Below are 14194 nucleotides of genomic sequence, written 5' to 3'. Positions count from 1 at the left end.
CAGAAAAAACTTTGATAGGATGGGGAGTGTCAGGGTGCTGACAAACGATCGCCATTGGGAGACCCGTGCATGACCACCGACCTCTTTGATTCAGGGGCTGGTCGCATTCTGATAGTCGATGATACCCCCGAAAATGTTGAAGTTTTAACCACACTGCTCCAACTGGAAGGCTACGATGTGCGCGGTGCTATCAGTGGCCAAATGGCGCTCATGGGGATTGAGGCCGAACCCCCGGATGTCATTCTCTTGGACATCATGATGCCTGATATGAATGGCTACGAGGTCTGTCAAACCCTGAAGGAGAATCCCAAGACCAAGCATATCCCCATTATTTTCATTAGTGCCCTCGATGATGTCTTTGACAAGGTGAAGGCCTTTGAGATGGGTGGCGCCGACTACATCACCAAACCCTTTCAGCAGGCGGAGGTGCTGGCACGGGTCAAGAATCAGTTGACGATTGCCCTCCTACAGCGGAAGCTGCGGCAAAAAAATGCCCTGTTGCAAAAGCAAAACCAGCAGTTACAGGAAATCGCTGAGGAGCGGCGTGACTTGGTCTCCTCACTGCAAGCGGCGCAAGAACAGTATCGGCAAATGTTTGAGGAAGCCGTGGTCGGGATTTACCAAAGTTCGCCAGAGGGGGTTTACTTCAAAGTTAACAATGCCTTGGCACGCATCTATGGCTATGCCGATGCCGAAGATTGGCTAGCAGATATTGAGCACCATAATCATCGTCCCTACGTGGATGACAGCTCTTGGGGAAAATTCCAACAGCAAATTGAAACTTGTGGCTTTGTGCGCAACTTGGTTTCTAAAGTGTATCGGGCTGACCAAACGATCACGACCATTTGCGAATGCGCCCGCCCTGTCAAAAGTGAGGACGGTCAACTTTTATACTACGAAGGGTTTGTCTTTGAACTGCCCACCCGCAATCCATGAAACAAACGCTGAGCGCCCTGTTGGGGGATGCAGCGGTTCACTCCCTTGCTGAATTGGGCGATCGCGCCCCCCACCTGCGTCCTTACCTTCCTGAGCATGCCCTGCTGGTGACTCCCCCCACCCCAGAAGCGGGGGCAGAAGTGATTGCCTATGCCCAGCGGGAAGGCTGGCGAGTATTGCCCATTGGCGCAGGCACCAAACTCAATTGGCTAGGGAACACCCCCAAGGCAGATATTTTTCTACGGACAACGGCGTGGCACAGGCTCATTGATCATGCCGCTGCCGATATGACTGTTACTACACAGGTGGGTATTCCCTTTCAACAACTCCAGCACCAGCTAGCACCCGCAGGACAATGGATTGCAGCGGATCCCCTCTTTCGGGAAACCGCTACCCTTGGGGGTTGCTTAGCCACCCAAAGCAATGGCAGCCTACGGCAGCGGTATGGGTCATGGCGCGATCAGGTATTGGGGGTCAAGTTCATTCGCAGCGATGGCCAAATCGTTAAAGCCGGGGGACGAGTGGTCAAAAATGTGGCTGGCTATGACTTGATGAAGCTGCTCATCGGTAGCTATGGCACGTTGGGAATTATGACGGAGGTGACGTTGCGGGTCTATCCCCTGCCCGATGCGGTGCAAATTTGGCAGTTGCGGGGCGCGGTTGCTGCCTTGGTCAAGGGGTTGGAGGGGATTTTCAGCAGTTCCCTAGCCCCTGCGCGGTGCGTCCTTCGCCTTGAGGGAACAGGGGCACTCTTACTGGAATTGGAGTTTCATACGCTGCGGGAAGTCTTGGCCTTGGGCACATTGGGCGATCGCCTGAGTGATATTGCCCAGACCCATGATCTGCAACTGGAACCCCAAGCCCCCCTAGGCATTACCCTCAACCCCACTCCCGATCAAGTGATTCTCAAAATCGGTGTGCCTTTGAGCGAGATGTTGCCCGCCCTCACCCAGCTTCAGCAGTTGGCAAGGGAATTGGCCTGCGAGTGCCGAGGCGAAATGAGTGCAGGGGTGGGTTACGCCTATCTCCACGGACAGGAGGCGCATCTCCGCCAACTCATTCTCAGGCTGCGCCAAGGGCTACCCCGGGGCTATGTCACCGTCTTAGCTGCACCCCTGAGCCTCAAGCAGCAACTGGCTCCCTGGGACTATCGCGGCAACGCCCTTGAATTGATGCGGAATCTTAAGCAACAATTGGATGCAACGGCTGTCTTTGGCACTGGTGTTTTTGTCGGCAATCTCTAGGCAGATTTCAATACTTACGAATGACTGCAACTGATCCTGTGGCTCGCCCGCCCGATCCACACCTGATTGATGCCTGTGTCCACTGCGGGTTTTGCCTCTCCACCTGTCCGAGTTATCGGGTGCTGGGCACGGAAATGGACTCCCCCCGTGGTCGTATCTATCTCATGGATGCCATTAATGAGGGGCAGGTACAACTGGCGGATGTCGTACAGCACTTTGATTCCTGCTTGGGTTGCTTGGCCTGCGTTACCACCTGTCCATCGGGAGTTGAGTACGATAAGTTGATTGCCGCCACCCGGGTTCAGGTGCAGCGTCATTATCAGCGTCCCGTGGGCGATCGCTGGTTGCGGCAGTTGATTTTCCAAACGTTGCCCTACCCCCAACGGCTGCGTGCGCTCCTGTGGCCGCTCTGGCTCTACCAAAAACTAGGCTTGGCCAATCTCGAAAAGCGGGTGGGACTGCTGAAACGGCTGCTGCCCAAGTCCCTTGCGGCCATGTATCAAATGCTGCCGCCCCTTTCAGCCGCAACCTTTCGCGATCGCTCCCCTGAAGTCGTCCCTGCCCAAGGGAAACAACGTGGCCGCGTGGGGGTGATTCTCGGCTGTGTCCAACGGCTCTTTTTGCCTGAAGTCAATGAAGCCACGATCTCCGTGTTAAGTGCCAATGGCTTTGAGGTGGTGCTGCCGCCGCAACAGGGATGCTGTGGTGCCCTGCCCCATCACCAAGGGGAAGAGGATCAGGCGCAAACCCTTGCTCGCCGGATGATTGATTGTTTTACTGCCGCTCATGTGGATGCGGTTTTAATCAATGCGTCGGGTTGTGGCCATACCCTCAAGGAGTACCATCACCTTTTGGCAACTGACCCTGACTATGGCGATCGCGCCCGTGACTTTGTGCAAAAAGTTGAGGATGTACAGGTCTTTTTGGTCAAACAGGGCTTGGTGACACCGCTTCACCCCTTGGGCGATCGCCCTCTGACCGTGGTCTATCAAGATGCCTGCCACATGATCCACGGTCAAAAAATTCGCCTTGAACCCCGTCAACTGCTGCGGCAAATTCCCCAAGTGCAACTGCGGGAACCCCTTGATGCAGCGCTGTGCTGTGGCAGTGCCGGGGTTTATAACATTCTTCAACCCGATGTCGCAGCCGAATTGGGACGCCAAAAGGTGCGCAACCTGCTGAATACTCGCCCTAATGTCATTGTCTCAGCCAATGTGGGTTGCACCGTGCAATTGCGGCAGTATCTCCAAGAGCAGAGCAGCCCCGTGCCCATTTACCACCCGATGCAACTGCTAGACTTGGCGATTCGTGGTGAGCAGTTGCCCTCTTAAGCGATATTCGGGGGGGCACTGAGGATTGCGCGCACCTGAGCCAACAACGATTCCCGCCCCACTTCCCAGCCCCGCTCACCATCCGCCTCAAGGATCATCAGGCTATCCACTGGCTCTGCGGCCAACAGTTGAAATAAGAGGGGAATAATTGGCATGGGCACTGGGATCACTTGTTCATCACAGGCCTCTTGAGCCATGGCTTGACTGCCGTAGGCGTGGATTACATTTTTTTGCTGGTGGGGAGGGTGCTGTTCCTCAAGGGTAATCACCTGCCACTGACCATCGCGGGTTTGCAGGACGTAGTAAACCGTTTGCCCGTAGCGCTGGGCTTCTTCATAGAGAATGGGGGCGATCGCCTGTACCGCCGCCACAGTCGCAGGGTCATCGGGGGCGTTGGCAATCAGTTCATCCACTTGGGTCAGTAAATCCACAACGCCTCCTTTGGTGGTTATAGAGAACTATTCCTTGGCCTCAAGGGCATCGAGATCAAGGGCGCGGGAGCCACCCGTCCCTAAAATCGTCAGCACTTTCCCCAGTTGATACCACACCAAAAGCGCGGTGGCGATCGTCAGCACAAAGGCAATGACCATACTCAGCCCTGCACCAAAGCCATAGGTCCACAATCCCGCCATCAGGAAGAGCCAGATGCCAATGGAAATCCCCAAGTAGGGCAACTGAAGTTGGGGGCCGCGCAATTGACTCAGAACGCGGGTGGAGCGACTGCGGTTCCATTCTTGAACGCTCTGCTTGAGGGTGGCTTCAAAGGCTTTACCACTGGTCAACCCCATAAAAATACCCGCCAGGAGCAAGACAATGGGTGGATCAAACACGGGATACTTCATCCTTCTTAAACACTCAGGGAGGTTGATAACCGCTGCCAACCCTTAACTGGCCACCACCAAGGAACTGCTCTCTTCTTCTTTACCCAGCGTGTGGGAGACAGAGGCCTTGAGGGCTTCCCATGCCACATCAATCAAAAAGAGCGGACGCAGATCAGACTTGACCAAATTCCAAAGGCGTTGCACCTCTTCGGTGTGGAGACGGTCATCTTCGGTTAACGCTAGCACAATTTGCCGCCGCAGGTACTGCCCCTCCTCAGAAAAGAGATACTGCAAGCCTAAGGTGGCCGTTGGCGCGAGGTTAAAGTGCTGATCCTGCCGAGCGATCGCAATCAGGTTTTCGAGGCGTTGCCACTGAAGACGACCATCCTTGAAGAGGATATCCAATAACCGTCGCCGCAGTTGGGGCGATTCTCCTTGGAGCAGACGCCGTGCCACATAGGGATAGCTGACATCGACGATGCGGAAGTTAGGGTTGAGACACAGGGCAATGCCCTCTTGGGTGACTAGAGAGCGAATGATCAGGGCAAACTTAGCGGGAACACGGAAGGGATAGGCATACATCAACTCGGAAAAGCGATCAGTGATCACTTTGAAGTTGAATTCCCGCACACTGGAGCCAATCACCTCCTCAAAGACCGACTCAAGGGCAGGGATAATCGGTGTAATATCCGTTTCTGGGGTCAGAAAGCCCAGTTTGACAAAGTCCGTCGCCAAGGCTGGATAGTCCTTGTTCACCAAATGAACGACGGCATCCACCAAGGATTCTTTAGTGCTCTCCTCCAGTTGATCCATCATGCCGAAGTCAATGTAGGCTATACGGCCATCGGGCATGGCGAAGAGATTCCCCGGATGTGGATCCGCATGGAAAAAGCCAAATTCCAAGAGTTGCCGCAGACCAGAAATGACGCCAACACGGATCAGCTCATCGGGATCGACGCCCGCCGCCACCATGCAATCCGTACGGGTGAGCTTAATGCCATGGATCCACTCCAGCGTGAGCACGTGCTCCGTGGTGTATTCCCAATAGATTTTCGGTACCTTAACCGTGGGATCATCGCGGAAGTTGGCAGCAAATTTCTCGGCATTGCGCCCTTCATTGAGGTAGTCAATTTCCTCGTAGAGCTTGCGGCCAAACTCATCCACAATGTCCCGCAAATCGTGGCAGAGGTTAATGGGTAGCCACGGCTTGACCCACTGCACCAAAAGGCGGATTAAGAAGAGATCGCGGGTAATCACGGGCAAGAGATTGGGACGCTGCACCTTGACGGCCACTTCTTTGCCACTGTGGAGTCTGGCTCGATAGACTTGGCCGAGACTCGCAGCGGCCACCGGTTGGGGTGAGAATTCGGCAAAAATATCCCCTAAGTTTAAGCGCAGATCCCGCTCAATAATGGCAATCGCAATCTCATTGGCAAAGGGGGGAAGTTTGTCCTGAAGGAGCGTCAGTTCTTCGAGGTAGTCAGGGCAAATCAAATCGGGGCGAGTGGAGAGAGCTTGACCAACTTTGATGAAGGTTGGGCCTAAACGGATCAGGAGTTTGCGCAGTTGCATTGCCCGCAGGGGACGCTGACTTTCCTGTTGACCTAGCCATTTGTCCCACTGCAACAACAGCCAGAATGTCAAGAAAGATACCGAAATGTTAATGAACCGCCAGATTACTTGCCAAGGGTGTCGCCAGTAGTAGCGGGCGATCGCCTCAGGATCGTAACGACGATGACCAGCACTAGGGACAGCAGAAACACGGGCAGTCACAGCTTTTTCACCTTATTCTCTGAAACCCAACTTACTACAACCCTCTCCCCTTGCCATGGGTGTTTCCACGGAGCCCTTTGGGGGACAACGTAAGCAACCATCGCAATTATGAGGATTTTGTTGATCCCTGCTGCTAGAGGAGCTGATCTTTTTGGGTTCGCTTAAATATAGTATAGAAAACTACACATAAGCCCTGCTAATTAATAAAATTCTTAACAAAAGTTTAAGGTTGGTGGTTCCAGCAATTAAGCCGTTGGTTGACTGAGGTACAGCCGCTCGACCTGAATTTCAGTAGGTTCGCTGGTGCGGATTTGCCGATAATGGTAGCGTAGGGCATCTTCTCATTCACACCCTTCCATGGCCAACAGAATCATTGCCACATCTGTTCTTGAGGAGTTGTTGGCGCGGTTGCCTCGCTTGCGATCGCAACTGTACTTCAAGACATCGCTGACGGCGCTTTCCCATGCAATGGAGGATCAGGTTTTGGCCAATGAGGATGCGCCGATTATTATTGCCTGCTTTCAGCGGGAACGTTTTTATCGCCAAGAAGCCCATCGCTACCAGCGCATTGCCACAAAGTCCCACCATGTTTACGTTTTGGCTGCTCCGGAAACCGAGTTTAAGAACTGCTCGGGAGACTATGAAACGGTTGCCTTTGATCCCGCCGATGCCCTCAGTCAAGAATGGCATTTGACGGTCTTGGGTAAAAATTACAGCACTTGCTTGGTCTGCCGCGAAGTCCAGCGATCGCCCGCTAATCGCTTAGATGTGTTGCCGCCGATGGATGCGGCGCGTCGTTTTGAGGGCATTTGGACCTTTGATCGGCAAGTGGCAGCCACAACGGCTGAAATCCTCCTGAACCGTATTCGGGAGTACCGCCCTGAACTGGAGGAGAAACTCAAGGAAGGTCTGGTATGGGTTGAGACCTATCGCCAAGTGGCGGGATGCAATAGCGATCCTGCCCCCTTTGCCGATCGCCTAGTGACCTATCTTCAGGCAGGCCAGTACAAGCAAATCAAGGCCTACCGCCAAATTGCCATTCAAGAGCGCAAGGAACGCCTCACCAATGCGATTACCACGGCGATTCGCAACTCCCTTAATCCCACAGAAATTCTCACTCGTGCAGTGGCAGAACTAGGGGAAGCCCTCAAGGGCGATCGCTGTCTCATTTATCGTTGCCGCAGTACCGATACGCGGGTGCGCATTGAACACGAGTACACCAGTGGTACCCTACCGCCATTGCAGTACCAGTATTGGCCCGTAAGTGAACACCCCTACACCCAGCAGGCACTGGCACATCAGCAGGTTATTCAGGTGGATGATGTGGCCGCTGATCCCCACTATGAGGCGACCCGTTTCAAGCCCCTCGATGCCGCCGGGGTCAAAGCCCTCCTACTGGCACCGGTTCTCTATCAGGGGCGGCTGTTGGGCATTGTTGAACTCCACCGAGGTGAACCGCTGCCGTGGCACGATATGGACGCAGAATTGGTGGAGGCGATCGCCACCCAAGTGGGGGTTGCCCTGATTCAGGCAGAGGCCTACGCAGATCTGGAGGAACTCAATGCGCAACTAGAGGCCTTAGATCGCACCCGCAGCAATTTAATTGCAATTACGGGTCATGAACTGCGCACGCCCCTTTCGACCATTCAAGTCTGCCTCGAAAGTCTAGCGAGTGAACCCGATATGGATCCAGAACTGCGGCAGATGATGTTGAGTACCGCTCTCACTGATGCTGAGCGCATGCGGAAACTGATTCAGGACTTCCTCACCCTCTCGCAGTTGGAAAGTGGCCGGGTGCAGTGGCGACCAGAACCTCTGCCCCTCCAAGAACTGGTGGATATGGCTCTCAGTAGTCTGCGCACCCCCAAGGATCAACTACCGACTATTCGCACGGTGTTGCCCAAGGAATTGCCCTTGATCCGAGCAGATGGCGAATGGCTAGTGGAGGTGCTCTCAAAGCTACTGGATAATGCCTGCAAGTTTACTGAGCAGTCGGGTCAGGTTTCCATTGTTGCCAAGCCTCGTCCCGATGGTCTATTGGAAGTGACGGTTGCCGATACTGGGCGCGGTATTGAGCCGGATCGCTTGGAAACGATTTTTGATCGCTTTTATCAGGAGGAGGGCGCACTGCGGCGCTCTACGGGTGGGACGGGCTTGGGTCTAGCGATCTGTCGCCAGATCATTACCAATTTGGGGGGGCAAATTTGGGCGGAGTCGGCGGGGCGCGATCGCGGCAGTGAGTTCCACTTTACGATTCCCATTGCTGAGCCTTTTTCTGGATAGGGGCTGCCAATCCCCCTAAGATAGACAACAACGAGTGGGCAGCCAGCCATGAGCCAATCTTTTGCCGATACCGCCATTGACATTTTGATTGACTTGGCCGAGCGGGGGGAAATTGACCCTTGGGATATTCAAGTGATTGAGGTCTTCGATCGCTGTTGGGTGGAGTTGGCACGGCGGGGGGAACCCAATCTCAGTGAAGCAGGGCAAGCCTTTTTGTATGCAGCGATGCTGGTACTCCTGAAGAGCGATCGCCTAGTGGCGGTTGCTGAATCTATTCCAGAGGAAACAGAATTCGCAGAGCCGTCAGAGATCAGTGAAAACCAGTCCGTTATGGTCTTGCCCCCTGCCCTAGAGCAGCATTTGCATCGTCGCCCCGTGGCTCCCCCCCAACAACGGCGCCGCGTCACCCTTGAGGAATTGATTGCCCACCTGAAAACCATGGCGGTTCAGAACGACCGTGCAAAGGTGCTGCGGCCGCATCAACCCCGGCGGCGGCGCCGTCCCACAACCCTCAAGGCAATTACCCAACTGGCTCACCAAGAAAACCTCACGGAGATAGCTAGCGAAGTAGAGAGCCTCCTCGGAGAAATGGCTCCTGAAGGGACATGGCTAGACTTCCAAGAGCTACTGCGGCGCAAACCCGATCCCGTGGGAGTCTTTTGGGCGCTGCTATTCCTCGCTGCCCAGTCTAAGGTGGATCTCCAACAAACAGATTTTTATCACCCCCTACAGGTGCGGACGTGTCTAGCTGAGGCGATGCCCCTAGAGGCCTAAGTTAACGTCCCTCGGGGAGAAACGAAAAGCCCAAGGGTTTTACCCGCAGGAGTGCCTCACTCAGGGCAGGATGGAGATACCCATTCGTGGCTAAAATCCGCCCTGATGTCAGTTGAAAAGGAGATTGATCGTAGGCCGTGACGATGCCCCCAGCTTCACGAACCAGAACCACACCAGCCGCCAAGTCCCAAGGGGAGAGACCCCGTTCCCAATAGCCATCAAGGCGACCACAGGCAATGTAGGCCAAGTCAATGGCTGCCGCGCCACCCCGCCGTACCCCTTGGCTGAGATGGGTCAGGTAGCAAAATTCCGCATAGTTGTTGTCCTCTGTTTCACGGCGATCGTAGGCAAAACCCGTAACCAAAAGGCTGTGACTCAGTTCTGCGGTGCTGGAAACACGGATGGGCTGGCGATCGCGGGTGGCACCGAGGCCTGTAGCAGCGCGAAACAGTTCGCGATGAAAGGGATCATAGACGACACCAATGTGGGGTTCTCCCTCTACTAAGAGAGCCACTGACACCGCACTAAAGGGGTATTGATGGGCATAGTTGGTTGTGCCATCCAGAGGATCAATTGCCCACAGGAATGGATTGTCCTTGAGTCCCGAAAGACCCGATTCCTCCGCTAGCACCGCATGGTCTGGACAGTGGCGATGAATCACATCCAGTACCGCCGCTTCTGACTGGCGATCGGCCACCGTGACGAGGTCACCAGAGCGCCCTTTTTCCTCAATCTCACTCAGTTTGCCCCAGTAGTGCTGAAGGACAGCGCCCCCGGCCAAGGCTGCCTCCGTGGCAATTTCTAAATAACGCTGCCGCTCATGCTCCGGCAGTGGGCAACTCACGGCTGACATGGCGCACTAGTCCTCATCGAGGGGTAGCCCCAATTGTACTCGCCCTTTGCCAAAGTAGCGGCCAAATTGCAGCTCATAGACTTCATCTTCATCTTGGGTTTCCACCTCAAGGTCAGAGCGGGCATAGCTGACACACAAGAGGGCATAGCCTTGGGCTTGCAGGGCTGGGGAGAGTCCCATGGCTTCGGGTTGATAGACATGGCCAGAGAGAATGCGCACCGCACAGGTGGTACAGGCACCGTTGCGACAGGAAAAGGGCAGCTCAAGGCCTTGGCTCTCAGCGTATTGCAGGATGTAGCGATCGCTCGGAACAGTAATTGTGTACGTCCGCGTGGGTGGATCCCCCGGCTTGAGGGGACGCACATGAATGGTCACCGTGTAGGTTTGTGGCGTGCTCATCGTTTCGCTATCTTACCGTGAAAAGGGCTGTTAAAGGCCTTCTTGCTTCGTCCCTTAGCTACAATACCGCAATCCCAACCTGCTAATGACAATGCTAGGGTAGGAGCGGTTCTATGACCCACCTTCATAGGGAGACCTAAAGTTATGAGTACCTTAGTGGTCATTGCGTTTGATGATGAGTACAAGGCGAACGAAGTATTAATCCAGCTATTAAAACTGCAGCGGGAGCATCTCATTGATCTGGAGGATGCTGCTGTTGTTGTACGCACTAAAGAGGGCAAGGTTAAAATCAACCAGACCCAAGATTTGACCCTCCAAGGCGCCCTTGGCGGTGGCGTTTGGGGGCTGTTAATTGGGCTATTGTTCTTCAATCCCCTCTTGGGCTGGGCTGCGGGTCTCGTGGCGGGGGCAATTTCCGGCAAACTGACCGATATTGGCATTGATGACAACTTCATCAAAGAATTGGGGCAAACTATTTCCCCCGGTAGCTCGGCCATTTTTACATTAGTGCGCCAAGCCACACCAGACAAGGTGATCGAGGAAATTGCTCCCTTTGGCGGCAAGGTCCTGCACACGTCTCTATCAAAAGAGGATGAGGCAAAGTTGCAGGAAGCTCTCAATCGAAGCAATGCCGCTTCCCAATCGCCTACCCCCAGCGAAGTGACAACCTCTGGTGAAACGACGAACAGTTAGTTTGTTGAGTTTGTCTTGAGTCTAGCTCTCGCTCTTAATTGATTAGGATAATTTTGAGAGGCTTGATCATTCCCGAGGGACAGCTGTTCTGGCTAAGGATGGAAGATGCTCAACGCTGCGAAAGCAAGTGGCGGATAAGGTTTCCTTAACTCTTATTTCAGAAGAGGGCTGTCAGCGAGCGTTGTGCTCACAGTTAGGGATGCCAATAGGGAGTGTTGGGGAGGGGGGAAACAGTGCAAGATCAAACTAAACCAACCGCAGTGATCGCCATCTTAAAACGCTTTGGCGGGCGATCGCTCCAACTCAATCGTCTAGTCCCCTTTGTCCACAAGCAGTGGCGTGCCTGCTTACCTTGGTTGCAACACTGGCAAGTGGCGGCCAGCCTCTCTCTCCTAACCTCGGTAGGGATTTCCGGGCTATCCCTGTGGCTGCTGCTGCGGCAACCGACGACTCCCGGCAATTGTGATTTTGTCCTTTGGCCTTTGGCATCGGCCTCCTTTCGCCTCTACTGCGCCCAACAGGCGGCGGAGCGACAGACCCTTGAAGATTTGCTCCATGCCATTGATCTCATTGATGACTTGCCCCGCGATCATCCCCTTGCCCCTGAGATTAGTCGTCGCTTAGAGGCGTGGTCAGATCAGGTTTTGGCCTTGGCAGACGTAGCCTTTCATGAGGGCCAATTAAATCGGGCGATCGCCTTTGCACGGCGGATTCCCCGGCATGTCCAAGCCTATACCAAGGTGGAAGAACGCATTCAGCGCTGGCAGGAAATTTGGCAAGAGGGGGAGAACATTTACCGGCGCGCCGAAGCCGCCTTAAAAAACCTCGAATGGCGAGAAGCTTTTCAAATCTCGCTCCAGTTGCAATTTATTGACTGTCGTTATTGGGCGCAGGAGCAGTTTGGTGCCTTTAATGAGCGGATTATCCGTGCCCAACGGGAAGATCGGCAGTTGGATGAAGCACGTGCCCTCATGGCACAGGGGGGAGCCGATAACTTGGCCGCTGCCATTGAAATTGTGCGGCGAATTCCCACCACTAGCGATATTTATCCCGGTGCGCGGCGATTGCTCAATGAGTTGGGTGAACAGTTACTTGCATCAGCAGTGGCGGCCCTGAATCGCTATGACCCCCAAGAGGCAAGGCGGATTGCTGGTTTAATTCCCCGTGATGTTAGGAGTGCCCGCAGCGCTGAGGATGTGGTGAGATTGGCAACAGCAGAAGAATTGGCCCAAGCGGGGATGGGTCAGGATATTGATCGGGCGATCGCCCAAGCCCGAACGATTACGGCAGAACGCCCCCTCTACTTTGAAGCTCAGCAGGCCATTCGGCGCTGGCAGATAGATCTAAAAGTCCTGCATACCCTCGCAGAAGCCCAAGCCATTGCCCGTGGTGGCACGATGGATCGCCTCTACCTTGCCCTCAACAAGCTCAACATTCCTTTGGCGGACGCGAGTCCCTATCGCCAAGACCAAATCCGCGATCAGCGACGGCTGTGGCAACGTCAAATCGAGATTGCTGAGGATCAACTCCTGATCGATCAGGCCAATGCCCTTGCCCGCCAAGGCACCCCTGAAGCCCTGCTGCAAGCCCGCCAACTCCTTGAGCGAGTTCGTCCCCAGCGTGCCCTCTATGAAACGGCTCAAAATCGCCTCAAAGAACTCTTTCCCCCCGTTGCAACTGAAGCGGTGAGCTGGCAGCCTGACCCAGATACGGCTCGCCTGAATGAAGCCCAACGCCGTGCTCGAGGGGGGCGCGATCGCGACTTTGCTGCTGCCATTGCCATTGCCCAAGAAATCTCCCCCAACTCCAGTGTCTATGCCACCGCCAACCAGTTAGTTGTGCAGTGGGGCAATAATATCTTGGAGCAGGCGCGCTATTGGGTGGGGCGGGACAACCAGCAGGCGATCGCCACCGCCAAACTCATCCCCCCCACGCATCCCCTCTACCCAGAGGCAAGGGAATTGATCCGCATTTGGCAAGAGGCGGAACCCCAGACCCCCTTTTAGAAACTTTTATTGGTTCGCAGGAGCTTCCACGAGCCGCACCTTTTGAGCCAGACCGATCGCTTGCAGTGCCCGAATCGTGATCCACGTAACATCAAATTCCCACCATTGCAGACCGTGGCGTGCCGAATGGGGATAGGTGTGGTGATTGTTGTGCCAGCCTTCGCCAAAGGTGAGGAGGGCAACCCACCAGCAATTCGTGGAGCGATCGCCCGATTCAAAGGTGCGGTAGCCAAATTTATGGGTGGCACTATTGACAAACCACGTGAGGTGATACACCAGCACAAGGCGGACAAAGATGCCCCAGACCACAAAGGGCAGTCCTCCCCACAAATACAGCAAGACCCCTAGAACCACTTGAATGGGCACAAAGTACTGATTCAAAAAGCGATACACAGGGTCAGTGTTAATGTCCTTGGTGAGGCGTTCTACCTCTGCCTTGGCAGGCACTTCTTGGAGCATCCAGCCCATGTGCGACCACCAAAACCCCTTTTGGGAATTGTGCTGATCCAGTTCTTGATCGGAGTGGAGATGGTGATTACGATGGAGACCAACCCATTCAATGATGCCCCCTTCACAGGCCAAGCTACCGCAAAAGACAAAAAAGTATTCCAGCCATTTCGGACATTGGAAACTGCGATGGGTGACAAGGCGATGCCATCCCAAGGTAATCCCTAGGCCACCAGACACCCAGTAGAAGACAAAACAGAGGAGCACTGCCGACCATGAAAACAGCCCGGGCACCAATCCCAGCAACGCTCCCAAATGGACAATGCCCATAAAAAAAATCACCCCCCAGTTGGGACGCAGGGGGCGCAAAGGCAACGAAGAAACAGATGTCATAAAACTCTCAAACACATTGACAAGCCCCGCCAGACTTTCCAGCCTGCTAAGTTGGGGCATAACGGTTGTGAATGCTTTTTGAACCAGGCCTCAAGAGAAACCTATGCTTAACCAGCAAACCAGCCAACCCTTTATTCCATCTTGGCCGAGATTGGAGGGCACGTCAAGCTAAATTTGGATCGGTTATCCACTACATTGCAGCGCCCTGCCATCTTATCAAACCTTAATGTTTCCCCAGTTC

13 protein-coding genes are annotated in these 14194 nt (G+C 54.4%); 7 read left to right on the top strand and 6 right to left on the bottom strand.

Annotated elements, in window-relative coordinates; genetic code table 11:
• Nucleotides 1-69: 69 nt before the first annotated feature.
• From IGQ15_RS03370 to IGQ15_RS03360, 3 genes are read left to right on the top strand one after another with little or no spacing between them, the layout of a single operon-like run.
• A complete protein-coding gene (locus IGQ15_RS03370; RefSeq protein ID WP_297048663.1) occupies nucleotides 70-936 on the top strand; it encodes a response regulator in 867 nt (288 codons plus the stop codon).
• Nucleotides 933-2180, top strand: a complete 1248-nt coding sequence (locus IGQ15_RS03365) for an FAD-binding oxidoreductase (RefSeq protein ID WP_297048661.1) — start codon at nucleotides 933-935, stop codon at nucleotides 2178-2180. The genes IGQ15_RS03370 and IGQ15_RS03365 overlap by 4 nt, the downstream gene beginning before the upstream one ends.
• Before the next feature lie 20 nt (nucleotides 2181-2200).
• Nucleotides 2201-3511, top strand: coding sequence for a heterodisulfide reductase-related iron-sulfur binding cluster (locus tag IGQ15_RS03360; RefSeq protein ID WP_297048659.1), 1311 nt, complete (start codon nucleotides 2201-2203; stop codon nucleotides 3509-3511).
• Here the strand turns inward: IGQ15_RS03360 and IGQ15_RS03355 are convergent.
• From IGQ15_RS03355 to IGQ15_RS03345, 3 genes are read right to left on the bottom strand one after another with little or no spacing between them, the layout of a single operon-like run.
• Nucleotides 3508-3942, bottom strand: a complete 435-nt coding sequence (locus IGQ15_RS03355; protein WP_297048657.1) for a hypothetical protein — start codon at nucleotides 3940-3942, stop codon at nucleotides 3508-3510. The genes IGQ15_RS03360 and IGQ15_RS03355 overlap by 4 nt on opposite strands.
• Nucleotides 3943-3969: 27 nt before the next feature.
• Complete coding sequence (locus IGQ15_RS03350) at nucleotides 3970-4353, bottom strand: hypothetical protein (RefSeq protein WP_297048655.1); 384 nt, start codon at nucleotides 4351-4353, stop codon at nucleotides 3970-3972.
• 42 nt (nucleotides 4354-4395) lie between these two features.
• Nucleotides 4396-6105 (bottom strand): AarF/ABC1/UbiB kinase family protein, encoded by a 1710-nt coding sequence (locus IGQ15_RS03345; RefSeq protein WP_297048653.1) that lies wholly within the window; start codon nucleotides 6103-6105, stop codon nucleotides 4396-4398.
• A 357-nt stretch (nucleotides 6106-6462) separates the two neighbouring features.
• Here IGQ15_RS03345 and IGQ15_RS03340 point away from each other — a divergent pair, with 357 nt between their 5' ends.
• Nucleotides 6463-8388: a DICT sensory domain-containing protein gene (locus IGQ15_RS03340; RefSeq protein WP_297048651.1), complete on the top strand. Its 1926-nt coding sequence runs from the start codon at nucleotides 6463-6465 to the stop codon at nucleotides 8386-8388.
• Between the two features lie 48 nt (nucleotides 8389-8436).
• Complete coding sequence (locus tag IGQ15_RS03335) at nucleotides 8437-9162, top strand: segregation/condensation protein A (RefSeq protein ID WP_297048649.1); 726 nt, start codon at nucleotides 8437-8439, stop codon at nucleotides 9160-9162.
• 1 nt (nucleotide 9163) lies between these two features.
• On the opposite strand, the gene IGQ15_RS03330 is transcribed toward IGQ15_RS03335, so the two are convergent.
• Both IGQ15_RS03330 and IGQ15_RS03325 read right to left on the bottom strand, forming a co-directional pair.
• On the bottom strand, nucleotides 9164-10015 hold the full coding sequence (locus IGQ15_RS03330) for an inositol monophosphatase family protein (RefSeq protein ID WP_297048647.1): 852 nt from the start codon (nucleotides 10013-10015) through the stop codon (nucleotides 9164-9166).
• 6 nt (nucleotides 10016-10021) lie between these two features.
• Nucleotides 10022-10414, bottom strand: coding sequence for a 2Fe-2S iron-sulfur cluster binding domain-containing protein (locus tag IGQ15_RS03325; RefSeq protein WP_225901556.1), 393 nt, complete (start codon nucleotides 10412-10414; stop codon nucleotides 10022-10024).
• Nucleotides 10415-10558: 144 nt separating this feature from the next.
• On the opposite strand from IGQ15_RS03325, the gene IGQ15_RS03320 reads away from it, so the two are divergent.
• Both IGQ15_RS03320 and IGQ15_RS03315 read left to right on the top strand, forming a co-directional pair.
• A complete protein-coding gene (locus IGQ15_RS03320) occupies nucleotides 10559-11107 on the top strand; it encodes a DUF1269 domain-containing protein (RefSeq protein ID WP_297048643.1) in 549 nt (182 codons plus the stop codon).
• Nucleotides 11108-11340: 233 nt separating this feature from the next.
• Entirely contained in the window at nucleotides 11341-13113 is a 1773-nt protein-coding gene (locus IGQ15_RS03315; RefSeq protein ID WP_297048641.1) for a hypothetical protein, read from the top strand.
• A 6-nt stretch (nucleotides 13114-13119) separates the two neighbouring features.
• On the opposite strand, the gene IGQ15_RS03310 is transcribed toward IGQ15_RS03315, so the two are convergent.
• Nucleotides 13120-13953, bottom strand: coding sequence for an acyl-CoA desaturase (locus IGQ15_RS03310; RefSeq protein WP_297048638.1), 834 nt, complete (start codon nucleotides 13951-13953; stop codon nucleotides 13120-13122).
• Nucleotides 13954-14194 lie beyond the last annotated feature (241 nt).

The sequence above is a fragment of the Thermosynechococcus sp. M98_K2018_005 genome (genome assembly GCF_015295825.1).
In the GTDB taxonomy this organism is placed as follows: Bacteria; Cyanobacteriota; Cyanobacteriia; order Thermosynechococcales; family Thermosynechococcaceae; genus Thermosynechococcus.
Note: the sequence above shows the minus strand (reverse complement) of the source record. Positions and strands in the feature narration are given on the sequence as shown.

What these genes read in the sequence shown, in the direction of transcription:
- IGQ15_RS03370 (WP_297048663.1), top strand. Translation starts at nt 70, where the DNA reads ATGACCACCGACCTCTTTGATTCAGGGGCTGGTCGCATTCTGATAGTC.
- IGQ15_RS03365 (WP_297048661.1), top strand. Translation starts at nt 933, where the DNA reads ATGAAACAAACGCTGAGCGCCCTGTTGGGGGATGCAGCGGTTCACTCC.
- IGQ15_RS03360 (WP_297048659.1), top strand. Translation starts at nt 2,201, where the DNA reads ATGACTGCAACTGATCCTGTGGCTCGCCCGCCCGATCCACACCTGATT.
- IGQ15_RS03350 (WP_297048655.1), bottom strand. Translation starts at nt 4,353, where the DNA reads ATGAAGTATCCCGTGTTTGATCCACCCATTGTCTTGCTCCTGGCGGGT.
- IGQ15_RS03340 (WP_297048651.1), top strand. Translation starts at nt 6,463, where the DNA reads ATGGCCAACAGAATCATTGCCACATCTGTTCTTGAGGAGTTGTTGGCG.
- IGQ15_RS03335 (WP_297048649.1), top strand. Translation starts at nt 8,437, where the DNA reads ATGAGCCAATCTTTTGCCGATACCGCCATTGACATTTTGATTGACTTG.
- IGQ15_RS03330 (WP_297048647.1), bottom strand. Translation starts at nt 10,015, where the DNA reads ATGTCAGCCGTGAGTTGCCCACTGCCGGAGCATGAGCGGCAGCGTTAT.
- IGQ15_RS03325 (WP_225901556.1), bottom strand. Translation starts at nt 10,414, where the DNA reads ATGAGCACGCCACAAACCTACACGGTGACCATTCATGTGCGTCCCCTC.
- IGQ15_RS03320 (WP_297048643.1), top strand. Translation starts at nt 10,559, where the DNA reads ATGAGTACCTTAGTGGTCATTGCGTTTGATGATGAGTACAAGGCGAAC.
- IGQ15_RS03310 (WP_297048638.1), bottom strand. Translation starts at nt 13,953, where the DNA reads ATGACATCTGTTTCTTCGTTGCCTTTGCGCCCCCTGCGTCCCAACTGG.